A 14,112-nucleotide genomic window follows, 5' to 3' on the forward strand; every position below is an offset into this window, starting at 1 on the left:
GAGGGCGCCCGTACCGCGGCCGACGTGGTCACCCCGGAGCTGGTCGCCCAGCTCACCAAGGGCGTGACCGGGTCCGGCCGTACCGCCAACCACACGCCGTTCACCGGCGAGAAGCTGGCCGACCTGCCCGAGTCCACCCCCGAGGACGTGGAGAAGGCCTTCGAGGCGGCCCGCAGGGCGCAGGCGGTGTGGGAGCAGACCCCCGTACGGCAGCGCGCCGCCGTCCTGCTCCGCTTCCACGACCTGATCCTGGAGCGTCAGGCCGAGGTCCTCGACCTCATCCAGCTGGAGACCGGCAAGGCGCGCCTGCACGCCCACGAGGAGGTCCAGGCGGTCGCCGTGGCCGCCCGGCACTACGGCCGCAAGGCCCCCGCCTATCTGCGCCCGAAGCGGCACGCCGGTGCCGTGCCCACCCTCACCAAGGTCACCGAGCTGCGCCACCCGCGCGGTGTCGTCGGCCAGATCGCCCCCTGGAACTACCCCCTCGAACTGTCCGTCGGCGACGCGCTCCCCGCCTTCGTCGCGGGCAACGCCGTCGTCATGAAGCCGGACACCGAGACGTGCCTGACCGCCCTGTGGGCCCGGGACCTGCTGGTCGAGGCAGGCCTTCCCGCCGAGGTCTTCCAGATCGTCCTCGGTGACGGTCCCGTCGTCGGCCCCGAGGTCGTCCGGCACGCCGACTACGTCTCCTTCACCGGCTCCACCCGCACCGGCCGCGAGGTCGCCCAGGGCGCCGCCGCCCGTCTGGTCGGCGTCTCCCTCGAACTCGGCGGCAAGAACGCCATGCTGGTCCTGGAGGACGCCGACATCGAGAAGGCCGCCGCCGGTGCCGTCCGCGCCTGCTTCTCCTCGGCCGGCCAACTCTGCATCTCCATCGAGCGGTTGTACGTCCACGAGTCGATCGCGGACGCCTTCCTGGAGCGCTTCGCGGCCCGCACGAAGGCCCTGCGGCTCGGCACGTCCCTCGCCTACGGCGCCGACATGGGCTCGCTGGTGGGGGAGCGGCAGCTGGAGACCGTCACCCGGCACGTCCAGGAGGCCGTCGAGAAGGGCGCCAGGGTGGTCGCCGGCGGCGTCGCCCGCCCGGACATCGGCCCGTACTTCTTCGAGCCGACCATCCTCGACGGCGTCAGCGAGCCGATGGCCGTGTGCACCGAGGAGACCTTCGGCCCGGTCGTCTCGATCTACCGCTTCAAGACCGAGGACGAGGCGATCGCACTGGCCAACTCCACCCCGTACGGCCTGAATTCTTCGGTCTGGACGAAGGACGGCAGGCGCGGCCGCGAGGTCGCCTCGCGGGTGCGGGCCGGCACCGTCAACGTCAACGAGGGATACGCCTCCGCCTACGGCAGCGTCCAGTCCCCGATGGGCGGCATGAAGGACTCCGGCCTCGGCCGCCGGCACGGCTCCGAGGGCATCCTCAAGTACACCGAGGCCCAGACGATCGCCCAGCAGCGGCTGCTCCCGATGGCGCCCTCGATGGGCATGGACGACGAGAAGTACGCCGCGTTCATGAGCCGCAGCCTGCGGCTGATGAAGGCCTTCCGCTTCAAGTAGCCGAACAGGAACCCCCTCCACCCTGTTCTCAACGAGGAGAGCACGTGCCCAAGGACACCTACGACTACGACGTCGTCGTCGTCGGATCAGGCTTCGGCGGCAGCGTCACCGCCCTTCGCCTCACCGAGAAGGGCTACCGCGTAGGTGTCCTGGAAGCCGGACGCCGCTTCACCCGCGAGACGCTCCCGAAGAACTCCTGGGACCTGAAGAACTACCTCTGGGCGCCCAGGCTCGGCATGTTCGGCATCCAGCGCATCCACCTGCTGGGCAATGTCATGGTCCTCGCGGGAGCGGGCGTGGGCGGCGGCTCCCTCAACTACGCCAACACCCTCTACGTCCCCCCGAAGCCCTTCTTCGAGGACCCGCAGTGGCGTGACATCACGGACTGGCAGGAGGAGCTGAAGCCGTACTACGACCAGGCCCGCCGCATGCTCGGCGTCCGGCTCAACCCGACGATGACTCCCTCCGACGTCCACCTGAAGGCGGCCGCCGAACGGATGGGCGTCGGCGACACCTTCCACATGGCCCCGGTCGGCGTCTTCTTCGGCGACGGCGAGGACGCGGACGGCACCAGGAAGGCAGGGCCCGGCGAGCAGACGGAGGACCCCTACTTCGGCGGCGCCGGTCCCGCCCGCAAGGCCTGCATCGAGTGCGGCGAGTGCATGACCGGCTGCCGGCACGGCGCCAAGAACACCCTGAACGAGAACTACCTCTACCTCGCCGAGAAGGCGGGCGCGGTCGTCCACCCCCTGACCACCGTCGTGTCGGTCACCGACGACTCCCGGGGCGGCTACGCGATCGCGACCCTGCCCACCGACGACCGCCGCCGGTCGAAGGGACGCACCTTCACGGCCCGCCGGGTCGTCATCGCCGCCGGCACCTACGGCACCCAGACCCTCCTGCACCGCATGAAGGCGGGCGGTCAACTGCCGTACCTCTCGGACCGGCTGGGCGAGCTCACCCGCACCAACTCCGAGGCCCTGGTGGGCGCCCAGACCGACAACCGGCGCTACCGCAGGGCGACCGGTGCGCCGAAGGTCGACTTCACCCAGGGCGTCGCCATCACCTCGTCCATCCACCCGGACGAGAACACCCACATCGAGCCGGTCCGCTACGGCAAGGGCTCCAACTCGATGGGCGGCCTGTCGATCCTCCAAGTGCCGTACGCCGAGGGCTCGTCGAGGGTCATGGCCTGGCTGGCGAACGCGGCGAGGCACCCGCTTCTCGTGCTGCGCTCCCTGTCCAACCGCCGCTGGTCGGAGCGGACCATCATCGGACTGGTCATGCAGTCGCTGGACAACTCCCTGACGACGTACCTGAAACCGGACGGCGTCGGCAAGGGCCTGCTCACCGCACGGCAGGGCCACGGCGCGCCCAACCCCAAGCAGATCAAGGCGGCTTCGCAGAGCGCCTCCGCGATCGCCGCCGACATCAACGGCTTCGCCGGCTCGAACGTCGGCGAGCTCATGGGCACCCCGCTCACCGCGCACTTCCTCGGCGGCTGCCCCATCGGCTCCTCCCGCGACAGCGGCGTCATCGACCCGTACCACCGGCTCTACGGCCACCCGGGGATCTCGGTCGTCGACGGCGCCGCGGTCTCCGCCAACCTGGGTGTGAACCCCTCGCTGACGATCACGGCGCAGGCCGAGCGGGCGATGTCGTACTGGCCCAACAAGGGCGAGGAGGACCCGCGTCCGGCCCAGGGCGAGGACTACGTCCGCCTCGCCGCCGTCGAGCCCAGGTCACCGGCGGTCCCGGCGGAGGCCTTCGGCGCCCTGAAGCTGCCGTTCCTGGGGATGCCGGCGGTTCCGAAGAAGTCGTAGAGCCGGAACAGCGAAGAGTCGTAGGGCCGGAAAAGGACAAGGAGAAGGACCCGCACCCCCCTCCGAGTGCGGGTCCTTCTCCTTTCCTGCGTCAAGCCGTGCCTAGGGCGACTCAGGCGTGTGCGCCGGCCACGCCCTTGCGCCGCTTCACCGCGAAGACCACACCGGTACCGGCGACGACGGCGAAGCCGCCGACGAGGCCGAGGACCGGCAGGGCCGAGCTCGAACCGGTCTCGGCGAGCTGGCCGTCCACGTCGACGCCGCTGACGTCGGAGATGGGGCTCTTGCCGCCGGTCTGCGGCTTGGCGTCGCCCGGCTTGCCGGCGTCGGAGCCGGCCGGCAGGACCTCGAAGTAGTAGATGCCCATGTTCTCGTCGGCGGAGATCCAGCAGCCCTGGTCGTCCGAGTACTCGGCGAGACCGATGGCGATGCCGATCGCGCTCGGGACCTCACGGTCGACCTTCACCCGCAGCTGGTAGCTGAGGGAGTCGCCGCCGTCGAGGTCGAAGGCGTTGAACGAGCCGCCCTCGCCGAACTGCGTGGCCACGTCGACCCAGGAGCCGCCCTGCTTCACCTGCACGGTGACCAGGTCGCTGTAGTCCTGCTCGAAGTCCCAGTCGACCGCCCCGACACCGACGATGGGCTGGATGTCCTTGATCGTCTCGTCGCCGGAGTTGCTGACGTTGAACTTGAAGTTCGTCCAGCCGCTGCCCGCCACGATGCTCTCGGGCAGACCGGTCAGCGAGCTGTGCAGCACGTCGCTGTCGCCGATGACCGGGCCGTCCTCGTCGTCGACCTCGCACTGGTCGATCGGCTCGCCGCTCTCGCTCGCGGACGGGCTGGTGCTGGCGGTGGCCGAGCCGGACGCGGTGGCGGTCGGGCTGCTGCTGGTGGTGGCGGAGCTGGACGCGCTGGTCGAGGGGGTGCTGCCGGCGGGCGTGCTCGCCGGGTCCGCGGGAGTCGACGTGGGGTCCGCCGGAGTGCTCTCCGGGTCCGTCGCCGTGTTCTCCTCGGCGGGCGTGCTCTCGGTCGCGGTCGGCGTGGGCGTGTCGTCCGCGAAGGCGCTCGGCGCGGCGAACAGGGCCAGCGGCGCAATCGCGGCGGTCGCGGCCGCGGCGGCCAGTGCACGACGAAGCTTCATGAAGACCTCGGAAGTCAGGTGTGCCGCCTTGTCCGCGGCACACGTCCATGGAGAGGCCTCCGCGTGTGGGGCGCGGGTGGGGCCCGTGATTCGCAGGGTTTGATTCGCGAAGGCTGTGAAAGGTTGTGCGCGCCCTCACAGAAAACTTATGTGGGCTGAGTCACACACGAGTTCGCCTTGTGAACACGCTTTCCCAGGCCCTACAACTGACCCACGTGTCAGAAGACCCCAAGATCCCCGACGACGTCTGGGAACAGTTCGCCCGGGACACCGAACGGGACATCCGCGACTCCGCCCCCAAGGAACCCTCCGCGCGGGCCCGGGAGGTGACGGAGCGACTGCGGCGGCAGGAAGCGCGCGGCGAACTGCCGGAGGGCTGGCGCACCGGGCCTGCCTGGCAGCAGAAGAAGAGCCGGCGGGGCCTGTGGAGCGTCCTCGCCGTCGCCGCCGCGGCCGTGGTGGCCGTCGTGGCGGTGAGGCCCTCGCTGGTGCCGGGCGACCCCTTCGGCGGCGGGGCGGACTCCGCCGGGGCCGTGTCCTCGCCGCTGCCGCAGGAGACGGCGGCGCCGACCGCCGCGCCCTCCGCCGAGCCCTCCCAACTCCCCACCCTGGACGACCCGTTCGCCGGCTCGCCCGCCAAGCGCTGGGCCGACGGGGCCGCGGGGATCGCCGTACCGGAGGCGAAGGCCGTCGGCGGCCGGTCCGCGGCGAAGGTCGCACAGGCACTGGAGCTGACCAGGAAGCTCCTCGTCGAGTCCAACCTCGACCCGGCGACCCTGCGCGGTGAACGGCCCGCGGCGGCGCTCGACGTGCTGGACCCGCTCCAGAAGGACGTGCGCGGACTCCTGGAGACCGGCCTGCGCAAGCCGGACAGGAAGCACGACCCGCTGTGGATGTTCAGCCGCTTCGACCCCGAGGAGGTCCGGCCGGTCGGTGACGTCGTGAAGACCCGGGGACGCATGACCTTCAAGGCCGGCGACCACGCCTCGGTCGCCGTGCACGCCGACTACACCTTCGTGTACCCGGTCGTGCAGACCAACGGCTCCACCGAGGTCACCCGCACCATCATCCGCCGGATCCTCGACGTCGAGGTCTCCGACCCCAGCAAATACCAGGTCACCCCGGGCAAGCTCACCGTCGTGCACTGGGACCAGGACATCAACAACTCTGCCTGCGAGGTGTACGACGGCTATCTGCACCCGTCGTTCAGCTCCGCCGAACCCACGGGAGCGGCCCCCACCGGACCGACCTCGGACCCGTACGACCGCAGCAAGCCCCTCGACGCCGACCGCGACAAGAGCTGCGGAACGGTCTCCCGCGTCTGACCCCGGGATCCGGGCGTGCGAAGGGCCCCGCGGGGCGGAGCCGCGGGGCCCTTCTCTCGTCAGCACCGACGTCAGGGCAGCGCCGGTGCCTGGGAGCGGCGCCGGGGGGTAGCGCCGCTTGCTCTCCTGTCCGTGCCACCTGGACGACCGGTTGGTCCGGACCTCTGGCAGTACGGTCACGCACAACGAATGCGGTTGTCCGCGGAGGGATTTGGGGGCTTTCCAGGCATCGTGCTGGACGGACGCGGCCTCCGCAACCGTTCGATCCAGCCCTGTGCCGGTACTTGCCCCGCCGGCCGGCCCCGGGCGTCCCCGGAGCCGGCCGTTCTCTTGGGTGACCGGGCTGCTGTCCCCTGCCGTCCGGTCACTTCCTGGAGCGAGGTCCCACGGCGCACGGCGTGATCCGTGCGCCTCAACGCTCCAGCGAGCCACGCGTGGTTCTGTCGGGCCCGCCCCTGGCTGGCACGGACACCACCACCAACGAGGCGGACGGCCCGGCGGTCACGCGCCGTACGGGTGAGGCGGGCCCCGAACTCAGATGCGACCGCGGCACAGTTCGAGCAACGTCATGGCGAGGGAGGTGCCGGGCCTGCCGAGCGCCTCGCGGTAGCGGCCGAGGATCTCCATCTCGCGGGCGAGGTGGACCCGCCGGCCGCCGGAGGCGATGCGGGTCTGCTGGACGACGGCCGAGACGGCCATCCGTTCCTGGATCAGACCGAGGATCCGGTCGTCGAGCGCGTCGATCCGCTCACGGGCGTCGGCGATGGTGGCTTCCGGTGTGGTGGTCACGTAGGGCTCCTGGGTGGGGTGGATGCCCCGGAGCGGCAAGATCCGGAAAACACCAGGCGCCCCGGACCTTGTCGGCCCGGGGCGCCTGGGAAGTCGCTTGTCAGTAGCTCAAGCAGCACGACCATGGCAGCCGGCGGGCCGGGTGCCATAGGTAAACAGGAAGGTCGTCTGCGTGAGCATGGGAGCAGTATGCCGGTCCGTCCCTGGGCGTCCAAGCCGGTTCGCATCCTGAGACGGAACCAGCCCCCGGTCCGGCACCGCCGCTCCCGGTAGACTCGGCCCCACACACACCTCGCTCACCGCCGGAAGGCAACCCGTGTCATCAGCGAACCCCGCCGCCGCCCCCGACACCGTCCTGGTCGTCGACTTCGGTGCGCAGTACGCCCAGCTCATCGCCCGTCGTGTCCGCGAGGCCCGGGTCTACAGCGAGATCGTGCCGAGCACCATGCCGGTCGCGGAGATGCTCGCCAAGAACCCGGCGGCGATCATCCTCTCCGGCGGCCCCTCGTCGGTGTACGCGGAGGGCGCCCCGCGTCTGGACCGCGAGCTGTTCGAGTCCGGTGTCCCGGTCTTCGGCATGTGCTACGGCTTCCAGCTGATGGCGACCACCCTCGGCGGCACCGTCGACAACACCGGCGCGCGTGAGTACGGCCGTACGCCGCTGCACGTCTCGAAGTCCGGATCCACCCTCTTCGAGGGCACCCCCGACGAGCAGTCGGTGTGGATGTCCCACGGCGACGCCTGCTCGGCCGCCCCCGAGGGCTTCACCGTGACCGCGTCCACCGACGTCGTCCCGGTCGCCGCCTTCGAGAACGACGAGAAGAAGCTCTACGGCGTCCAGTACCACCCCGAGGTCATGCACTCCACGCACGGCCAGCAGGTCCTGGAGCACTTCCTGTACCGGGGCGCCGGCCTGAAGCCGGACTGGACCACCGGCAACGTGATCGAGGAGCAGGTCGCCGAGATCCGCTCGCGCGTCGGCGACAAGCGCGCGATCTGCGGGCTCTCCGGCGGGGTGGACTCCGCGGTGGCCGCGGCCCTGGTCGCGCGCGCCATCGGCGACCAGCTCACCTGCGTGTACGTCGACCACGGCCTGATGCGCAAGGGCGAGACCGAGCAGGTCGAGAAGGACTTCGTGGCCGCGACCGGCGTCAAGCTGGTCGTCGTCGACGCGGAGGAGCGCTTCCTGACCGCGCTCAAGGGTGTCTCGGACCCCGAGGAGAAGCGGAAGATCATCGGCCGCGAGTTCATCCGGGTCTTCGAGCAGGCCCAGGCGGACATCATCGCGGACGAGGGCCCGGCGGTGGAGTTCCTCGTCCAGGGCACGCTCTACCCGGACGTGGTCGAGTCCGGTGGCGGCACCGGCACGGCGAACATCAAGTCCCACCACAACGTCGGCGGACTCCCGGAGGACCTGGAGTTCCAGCTGATCGAGCCGCTGCGCAAGCTGTTCAAGGACGAGGTGCGCATGGTCGGCCAGGAGCTCGGGCTCCCGGACGAGATCGTCCAGCGCCAGCCCTTCCCCGGCCCCGGCCTCGGCATCCGCATCGTCGGCGAGGTCACCAAGGAGCGCCTGGACCTGCTGCGCGACGCCGACGCCATCGCCCGCGAGGAGCTGACGGCGGCCGGCCTGGACCGCGACATCTGGCAGTGCCCGGTGGTCCTCCTCGCCGACGTCCGCTCCGTCGGCGTCCAGGGCGACGGCCGGACCTACGGCCACCCGATCGTCCTGCGCCCGGTCTCCTCCGAGGACGCCATGACCGCCGACTGGTCGAGGCTGCCGTACGACGTCCTCGCGAAGATCTCGACGCGGATCACCAACGAGGTGGCCGACGTCAACCGCGTGGTGCTCGACGTGACGTCGAAGCCGCCGGGGACGATCGAGTGGGAGTAGGGCTCTTCAGGTCCGCTTGAGAGTGCGCACCGGCTCTCCGGGCTTCCAGACCTGGACGACCAGGTACTTGTCGTCCTCGACGTAGGTCCGCACGACCTCCGTCAACTCGGTGCGGAAGAGGTGGAACGGCTCCGGCGGTTCCACCTCTTGCGCGTACGCCCCCTTGACGGCGGCGTCCTCGACCTCGATGGCCCGTCCCGCGATCCGGACGTCGCCGCCGCCCAAGGACTGCCCCTGCCCGGGGTTCGCCTGGAGCGCGAAGCGCGGGTCCCTGCGCAGGTCGAGGGCCTTGAGCGAGTCCGGCATCATGCCGAGCCACAGCTCGCCGTTCAGGAAGCGAACCTCCAGGCCGGTGGTGCGGGGGGAGCCGTCCTTGCGGAGCGTGGCGAGGACGTGGTGGGTGAAGGCGCCGAAGCGGGCCTCGACCGTCCTGGCGAGGTCGGGTTCCGCGGCGCCGAAGGCCGCCCAGTTCATGGCGGGGTTCATGCCGGTGTTCATGCCGGTGTTCATGCCGGTCAGTGTTCCGCCGATACCCGACATCTGCTGTCCGGTATCCGCTGTGTGCGCCATCTTTACAAACCAGCGCTGTTCTCTTCCGCTGACCGGCGGTAACTTCCGCCCCGTAAGTCAATCCAGTGCTGGAGGAGCACATGCACGAGACGCCCCTCGGGCCCACTCCACCGATGCCGCTGCCCACCGAGAAGCTGCAGTTCGCGATGCCGCCGATGCACGAGTCCGTCGCGGAGGAACGCCGGCACCGCAAGGAGCGGCTCGCGGGCGCGCTGCGGATCTTCGGCCGGCTCGGCTTCGAGGACGGGGTGTCCGGACACATCACCGCACGCGACCCGGAGTTCACCGACTGCTTCTGGGTCAACCCCTTCGGCATGCCGTTCAAGCACGTCACCGTCAGCGACCTCGTGCTCGCCAACTCCGACGGCCAGGTCCTCGACGGCCGCTACCACGTCAACCAGGCGGCCTTCACCGTCCACTCCCAGGTGCACGCCGCCCGCCCCGACGTCGTCGCCGTCGCCCACTGCCACTCCGTGCACGGGCGGGCGCTGTCCGCCCTCGGTGAGCTCCTCGACCCGATCAGCCAGGAGAGCTGCGCCTTCTACGAGGACCACGCGCTGTACGACGCCTACACCGGAGTCGCCGTCGACGCCGACGAGGGCCGCCGGATCGCCGCCGCGCTCGGGTCCCGCAAGGCACTGGTGCTGCGCAACCACGGCCTGCTGACCGTCGGGGACTCGGTGGACGCGGCGGCCTGGTGGTTCCTGTCGATGGAACGCTCCAGCCAGGTGCAGCTCCTGGCGCGGGCCGCGGGCCGGCCGGTGCTCATCGACCACCGGGCCGCGCTGGCGACCTGGGAGCAGCTGGGCGGGGACCTGGTGGCGTGGATCAACTACCAGCCGATGTGGCAGGACATCAGCCGCAGCGAGCCGGACCTGCTGACCTAGGGCCTGTCCGGATCCGGCGGATCACGCCGACGTCACGGGGTCTGGAACCCCCGCAGCACCGCGGCCTTCGTCATCGCGAACTCCTCGTCCGTGAGCACCCCGTCGCGGTGCAGCTCCCCCAGCTCCCGCAGCCTGCGCAGGAGCGCGTCGTGATGGTCGGCGGGCGGGGGCACGGCGGCCGTGGTGAGCCCCGGGCGGCGGGCACCGCCCCCGCCGTACGGGAGGTCGCCGCGGGTGGACGGGTGCGGCAGCCGGGCCGTGACCGCCGTCGCCACGAGGGCCGTGAGCAGATCGCGGCGGGTGCTGCCCCACAGGTCGAGGGCGTACGGGTCCTTCTCCGGCGGCAGCTTCGAGAAGGACGTCTCACGGGTCACGAACCGCATGAAACCGTCCTCGTAACCGGAGTTGGGCAGCCACTCGACCTGGACGAGGTCACCCACGTCGATGATCCGCGGGCCGGTCGCCCGCTTGACGCGGTCGGAGGTGTCGGCCCAGTCGATACGGACCTGGGTGCCGTCGAAGGAGACCGTGCCGTCGGAGGAGCGCACCGAGACCGGGACCGGCGGGCCGGGCAGCAGATACGTCTTCGTCGGCTCCTTGGGGACCTGGTCGAGGAGGAGGGCGTGGCGGATCTCCTCGGCCACGTACTCGGCGACTCCCGCGCGGTCGACGTCCACGACCAGACGGTACGGGTCGGCCGGGTCCGGCAGTCGTCCGCCGGTCGCGTGCAGCAGCGGGTCCGCGCCCTCACGCAGCCGCATCCGCAGCCGGCCGCGCTTGCGCTCCGGCTCGAACGCCACGCCCGCGATGGCCTCCAGGGGCACGGCGACCTCGCCGTACGTCTGCCGGAACAGCGGCACCGAGCGGTGCAGTCCGGGCGTGATCCTGACCGTCGTGCCGTCGAAGGCCCAGGTCCCGTCACGCTGGATGATCTCGGCCATAGGGAAATTCTCGCAGCCGGGTCAACACGGCGGGCCCCGCTTCACCCGCGCTGACCAGACCTGCCGGACGGGGGAGGTGCCCTGTAGGGCACAATTCGCTGTCATCACGGGGGAGTTGTTCGGGGTTCTTCAGCGGGTTGTGCGGCCGGCCGGCCGTGAGGTCATGTGGGCCCAAGGGCCAGGAATCGTGGGAAGGCGGGCGTCGGGCGTGGCGGTGCAGGAAGCGAGACAGAGCGCGGCCGGGGGCGTGCCCAGGAGCGCGCACGACGGCGGCTGCACCTGCGGGGACTGTCCGCACGGGGCGCGGGCCGGACACCGGCGGGCGGTCGCCGAATTCCTCTCGAAGCGGGACGAGTTCGCCGCCGGACAGGGCCTGCCCGCGGCCGTGGCGCACTCCGCGTCCGCCTCCCGGCAGTGGGTCTCGGAGGAACTGACCCAGTCCGCGGAGGCCGTGGCCGAGCGGGGCCGGGCGGAGGGTGCCGCGTGGCTCGCGCGGCTGTGGCGTCGTACCGCCTGTGTGGTGTGGGCCGCCGTCGTGGTGCTGCTCCTCGTCCAGGCACTGACGGCCATCGGGACGGGCTGGACCGCGGCCCGTACGGCCGGGCTGGTGGCGGCTCTCGTGGTCGCCGGGTCGCTGACCGCGGCGTCCTGGTTCCACCGGGCCCGGGGCGGGGTGCTCGCGCCGGTCATCGGTGAGGACAACCGGCTGTCCACCTCGCGGGCCGTCGCGGTGGCCTGGGTCCTGTTCGTCGCCTACGCGGTGCTGGTCCTGGTGGGCCGGCTGGCCGCGGCCTCCGACAGCCGGGAGCGGGACGCGCTGATCTCCGGGCTCGAACTGGCCCGGGGCGCGGGCGTCGTGACCGTGCTGGCCGTGGTCTGCGGCATCGCCGTACTGGTGCGGCGCGTGGTCGGGCTGCGGGTCCTCGGGCAGCGGCTCCAGAAGGTGCGGGCGGACCGGCCTCGCGCCGCCGACCTGCTGACCGACGACTCCGGGCGGGGCGCCTTCGCCGACATCCAGTACGTCGTGATCGGCGGGGTCGCCCTGCTGTTCGCGGCGGTGCGCCTGGCCCGGCGGCCGGATCAGCTGCCGGACCTGCCGTGGGGGCTCGCGGTGGTGGTGCTGGTGTCGGCGGCCACCTATGTCGCGGGGAAGTACGCGGAGGGCGGGCGGCCGGTCATCCTCTCCGTCGTGCGGTCGCGGGAGGCCGGTGACCTGGACGGGCCCGTGCGCACCGGGGACGACATCGAGATCCGGGGTGCCGGATTCGTGCCGCCCGGGGCGCAGCGGGCGGACCGGCTGTCCAGGATGGTGGTGCGGATCGGACCGGTGAACGTCCACGTGCCGTTGGTCCCGGTGGCCGGGGGGTTCAGCAACCCCACGGACGAGGTGCTGACCGTGCCGGTGCCGGCGGACGTGGAGCCGGGACGGGTGGAAGTGCAGGTGGTGACGGCCGCCGGGGTGGAGACGAACCGGTACGCGATCGACGTGACCGACTGAGCGGCGGCGGCCCGCACCCCGCGGGCGCCCGGAATCCGCCATCGCATTGAGCGCCGCCACCCCTTCGTGCGTATCTTCTGGTAGGGGTCTCGGCACGCTGGTGAGAGGCGGCTCGAAGCGATGACTCACAGTTTTCGGACGGATACGCACGCCCCCTACTACGACGACGAACGGTCCTGGCGGGACAGCATGGGCCAGTACGCCCTGCTGCCCCTGCGGATCTTCCTCGGTGTCACTTTCATCTACGCCGGCCTGGACAAGCTGACCGACAGCGCCTTCATGAAGAGCTCCGGCTCCGGGTCCATCGGCGACATGATGCGCAGTGTCCGGGACTCCTCGGCCATCCCCGCGCTGGTCGACCTGTCCCTGAAGAACCCCGTGGGCTTCGGCTACGCCATCGCCTTCGGTGAACTCGCCGTCGGCATCGGCACCCTGCTCGGCATCCTCGCGCGCCTGGCCGCGCTCGGTGGCGCGCTGATCTCGCTCAGCCTGTGGCTGACCGTGAGCTGGGCCTCCGACCCGTACTACTACGGCAACGACCTCGCCTACCTGATGGCCTGGCTGCCCCTCGTCCTCGCGGGCGCCTCCGTGTTCTCGGTGGACGCGGCCCTGCGCGCCCGACGAAGGCAGCGAGCGGGAGGGTACCGGTAGCGCTTCGGCGGCGCTGCGGTAGCGCTTCGGTAGGCGGAGCCACCGGCGGAGGGGGAGCGCCGCGCGGCACGGTCGCGCTCCGGTGCCGGGCCGCTGTCCCTCGCCGCTCCGCTGTCCTCCCTCGGTCGGTGATCAGTGGGGCACGGGCGGCTGGGGCGGCTGGGGCGTCCGGTCGGTCTCCGGTGGGGTGCGCGTACCGCGGGTGTCGCGGCGTCTGCGTATCGCCCGGGCCACTGTGCCCACCACGCCCGCGAGGCAGAGGCCGCCGACGACCATGGGGATCACCGCGAACCACGGCGTCTCCCAGGCGCCGCCCGCGTCACCGGCGTAGGTGATGCCCGCGAGGGTCAGGAAGAGGCCGGCGACCAGCTTTCCCGGCTGGAACTCATGACGCAGCACGGCGCACCTCCGCCTGGCCGATGCCCAGCCGCAGATCCAGGTCGAGGGTGGCGGTCTTCTCCGCGCCCGGAACCGGCTTCAGGGTGACCTCCTTGCGCTTGCCCGGTGCCACGTCCACGTCCCCCTGCTTGTCGCCCGGCAACTGGATGTCGCCCACTCCCACGTCGACGACGGCTTTCACGGTCACGTCCGGCGGCACGATCACCAGCAGCCGGCCCACTCCGACCTCGACATGGGTCGCCACCGTCCCGCCCTTGCCGAAATCGACGCGGGACAGGTCCAAGGTGCCCACTCCGGTGCCCACTTCGTACTGCGGGCGGATGTTCTGGGTCGCGGCCGGGGTCCAGTTCGCGCGGACCCACTCGGTGGTGATGTCCTTCGGCAGAGCGGCCGACGTGGCGAGCAGGCCCGCGGTGACGATCGCCAGGAAGACCGAGCCCGCTCCGGTGCGGCCCAGGACGGAGCTGACCGCTGTGCCCACGCCCAGGACGATCAGCGCGCAGGACAGACCGGTCTGCAGGCTGGTGCCCAGGGCGTGGTCCTCCCAGGTCGCTGCGGTGCCGAGGCCGCCCGCCAGCAGGGCGAGCAGGAAGACCCAGCCGCCGATCCAGCGGGGTCCGCGGGGCCTGGGCGGGCG

The 14,112-nt window shown here is 71.4% G+C and carries 12 protein-coding genes and 1 pseudogene; 7 read left to right on the forward strand and 6 right to left on the reverse strand.

Translation table 11 applies throughout. From position 1 onward, the window contains the following. Together EHS43_RS21355 and EHS43_RS21360 are read left to right on the forward strand one after the other, a co-directional pair. The coding region (locus EHS43_RS21355; protein WP_148104070.1) for a succinic semialdehyde dehydrogenase at window positions 1-1,557 on the forward strand (1,557 nt) is incomplete at its 5' end. Between the two features lie 44 nt (window positions 1,558-1,601). Continuing rightward, entirely contained in the window at window positions 1,602-3,380 is a 1,779-nt protein-coding gene (locus EHS43_RS21360) for a GMC family oxidoreductase (protein ID WP_125192375.1), read from the forward strand. Between the two features lie 112 nt (window positions 3,381-3,492). On the opposite strand, the gene EHS43_RS21365 is transcribed toward EHS43_RS21360, so the two are convergent. Further along, the gene (locus EHS43_RS21365) at window positions 3,493-4,521 is read right to left on the reverse strand and encodes an LPXTG cell wall anchor domain-containing protein (RefSeq protein WP_125192376.1); all 1,029 of its coding nucleotides are present in this window, start codon (window positions 4,519-4,521) and stop codon (window positions 3,493-3,495) included. A gap of 215 nt (window positions 4,522-4,736) precedes the next feature. Here EHS43_RS21365 and EHS43_RS21370 point away from each other — a divergent pair, with 215 nt between their 5' ends. Beyond that, window positions 4,737-5,846: a hypothetical protein gene (locus tag EHS43_RS21370; RefSeq protein WP_260470637.1), complete on the forward strand. Its 1,110-nt coding sequence runs from the start codon at window positions 4,737-4,739 to the stop codon at window positions 5,844-5,846. A 534-nt stretch (window positions 5,847-6,380) separates the two neighbouring features. On the opposite strand, the gene EHS43_RS21375 is transcribed toward EHS43_RS21370, so the two are convergent. After that, on the reverse strand, window positions 6,381-6,635 hold the full coding sequence (locus EHS43_RS21375) for a chorismate mutase (protein WP_185806348.1): 255 nt from the start codon (window positions 6,633-6,635) through the stop codon (window positions 6,381-6,383). Between the two features lie 316 nt (window positions 6,636-6,951). Here EHS43_RS21375 and guaA point away from each other — a divergent pair, with 316 nt between their 5' ends. Continuing rightward, complete coding sequence (gene guaA, locus EHS43_RS21380; protein WP_125192378.1) at window positions 6,952-8,529, forward strand: glutamine-hydrolyzing GMP synthase; 1,578 nt, start codon at window positions 6,952-6,954, stop codon at window positions 8,527-8,529. Between the two features lie 6 nt (window positions 8,530-8,535). On the opposite strand, the gene EHS43_RS21385 is transcribed toward guaA, so the two are convergent. Further along, the gene (locus EHS43_RS21385; RefSeq protein ID WP_125192385.1) at window positions 8,536-9,003 is read right to left on the reverse strand and encodes a pyridoxamine 5'-phosphate oxidase family protein; all 468 of its coding nucleotides are present in this window, start codon (window positions 9,001-9,003) and stop codon (window positions 8,536-8,538) included. A gap of 176 nt (window positions 9,004-9,179) precedes the next feature. Here EHS43_RS21385 and EHS43_RS21390 point away from each other — a divergent pair, with 176 nt between their 5' ends. Continuing rightward, the gene (locus EHS43_RS21390; RefSeq protein WP_125192379.1) at window positions 9,180-9,986 is read left to right on the forward strand and encodes a class II aldolase/adducin family protein; all 807 of its coding nucleotides are present in this window, start codon (window positions 9,180-9,182) and stop codon (window positions 9,984-9,986) included. A 32-nt stretch (window positions 9,987-10,018) separates the two neighbouring features. Here the strand turns inward: EHS43_RS21390 and EHS43_RS21395 are convergent, their stop codons facing one another. Further along, window positions 10,019-10,927: a DUF4429 domain-containing protein gene (locus EHS43_RS21395; RefSeq protein WP_125192380.1), complete on the reverse strand. Its 909-nt coding sequence runs from the start codon at window positions 10,925-10,927 to the stop codon at window positions 10,019-10,021. Window positions 10,928-11,135: 208 nt separating this feature from the next. Between EHS43_RS21395 and EHS43_RS21400 the strand changes: the two genes are divergently transcribed. Then, window positions 11,136-12,425 (forward strand): hypothetical protein, encoded by a 1,290-nt coding sequence (locus EHS43_RS21400; protein WP_125192381.1) that lies wholly within the window; start codon window positions 11,136-11,138, stop codon window positions 12,423-12,425. 120 nt (window positions 12,426-12,545) lie between these two features. Further along, window positions 12,546-13,076, forward strand: coding sequence for a DoxX family protein (locus EHS43_RS21405; protein ID WP_125192382.1), 531 nt, complete (start codon window positions 12,546-12,548; stop codon window positions 13,074-13,076). A 132-nt stretch (window positions 13,077-13,208) separates the two neighbouring features. Here the strand turns inward: EHS43_RS21405 and EHS43_RS21410 are convergent, their stop codons facing one another. Continuing rightward, window positions 13,209-13,475, reverse strand: a complete 267-nt coding sequence (locus EHS43_RS21410) for a hypothetical protein (protein ID WP_125192383.1) — start codon at window positions 13,473-13,475, stop codon at window positions 13,209-13,211. After that, window positions 13,462-14,112, reverse strand: a pseudogene (locus EHS43_RS21415) (LiaF domain-containing protein); the annotation flags it as partial. The gene EHS43_RS21410 and the pseudogene EHS43_RS21415, both read right to left, overlap by 14 nt.

The sequence above is a fragment of the Streptomyces sp. RP5T genome, assembly GCF_003933965.1.
Classification (GTDB): Bacteria; Actinomycetota; Actinomycetes; order Streptomycetales; family Streptomycetaceae; genus Streptomyces.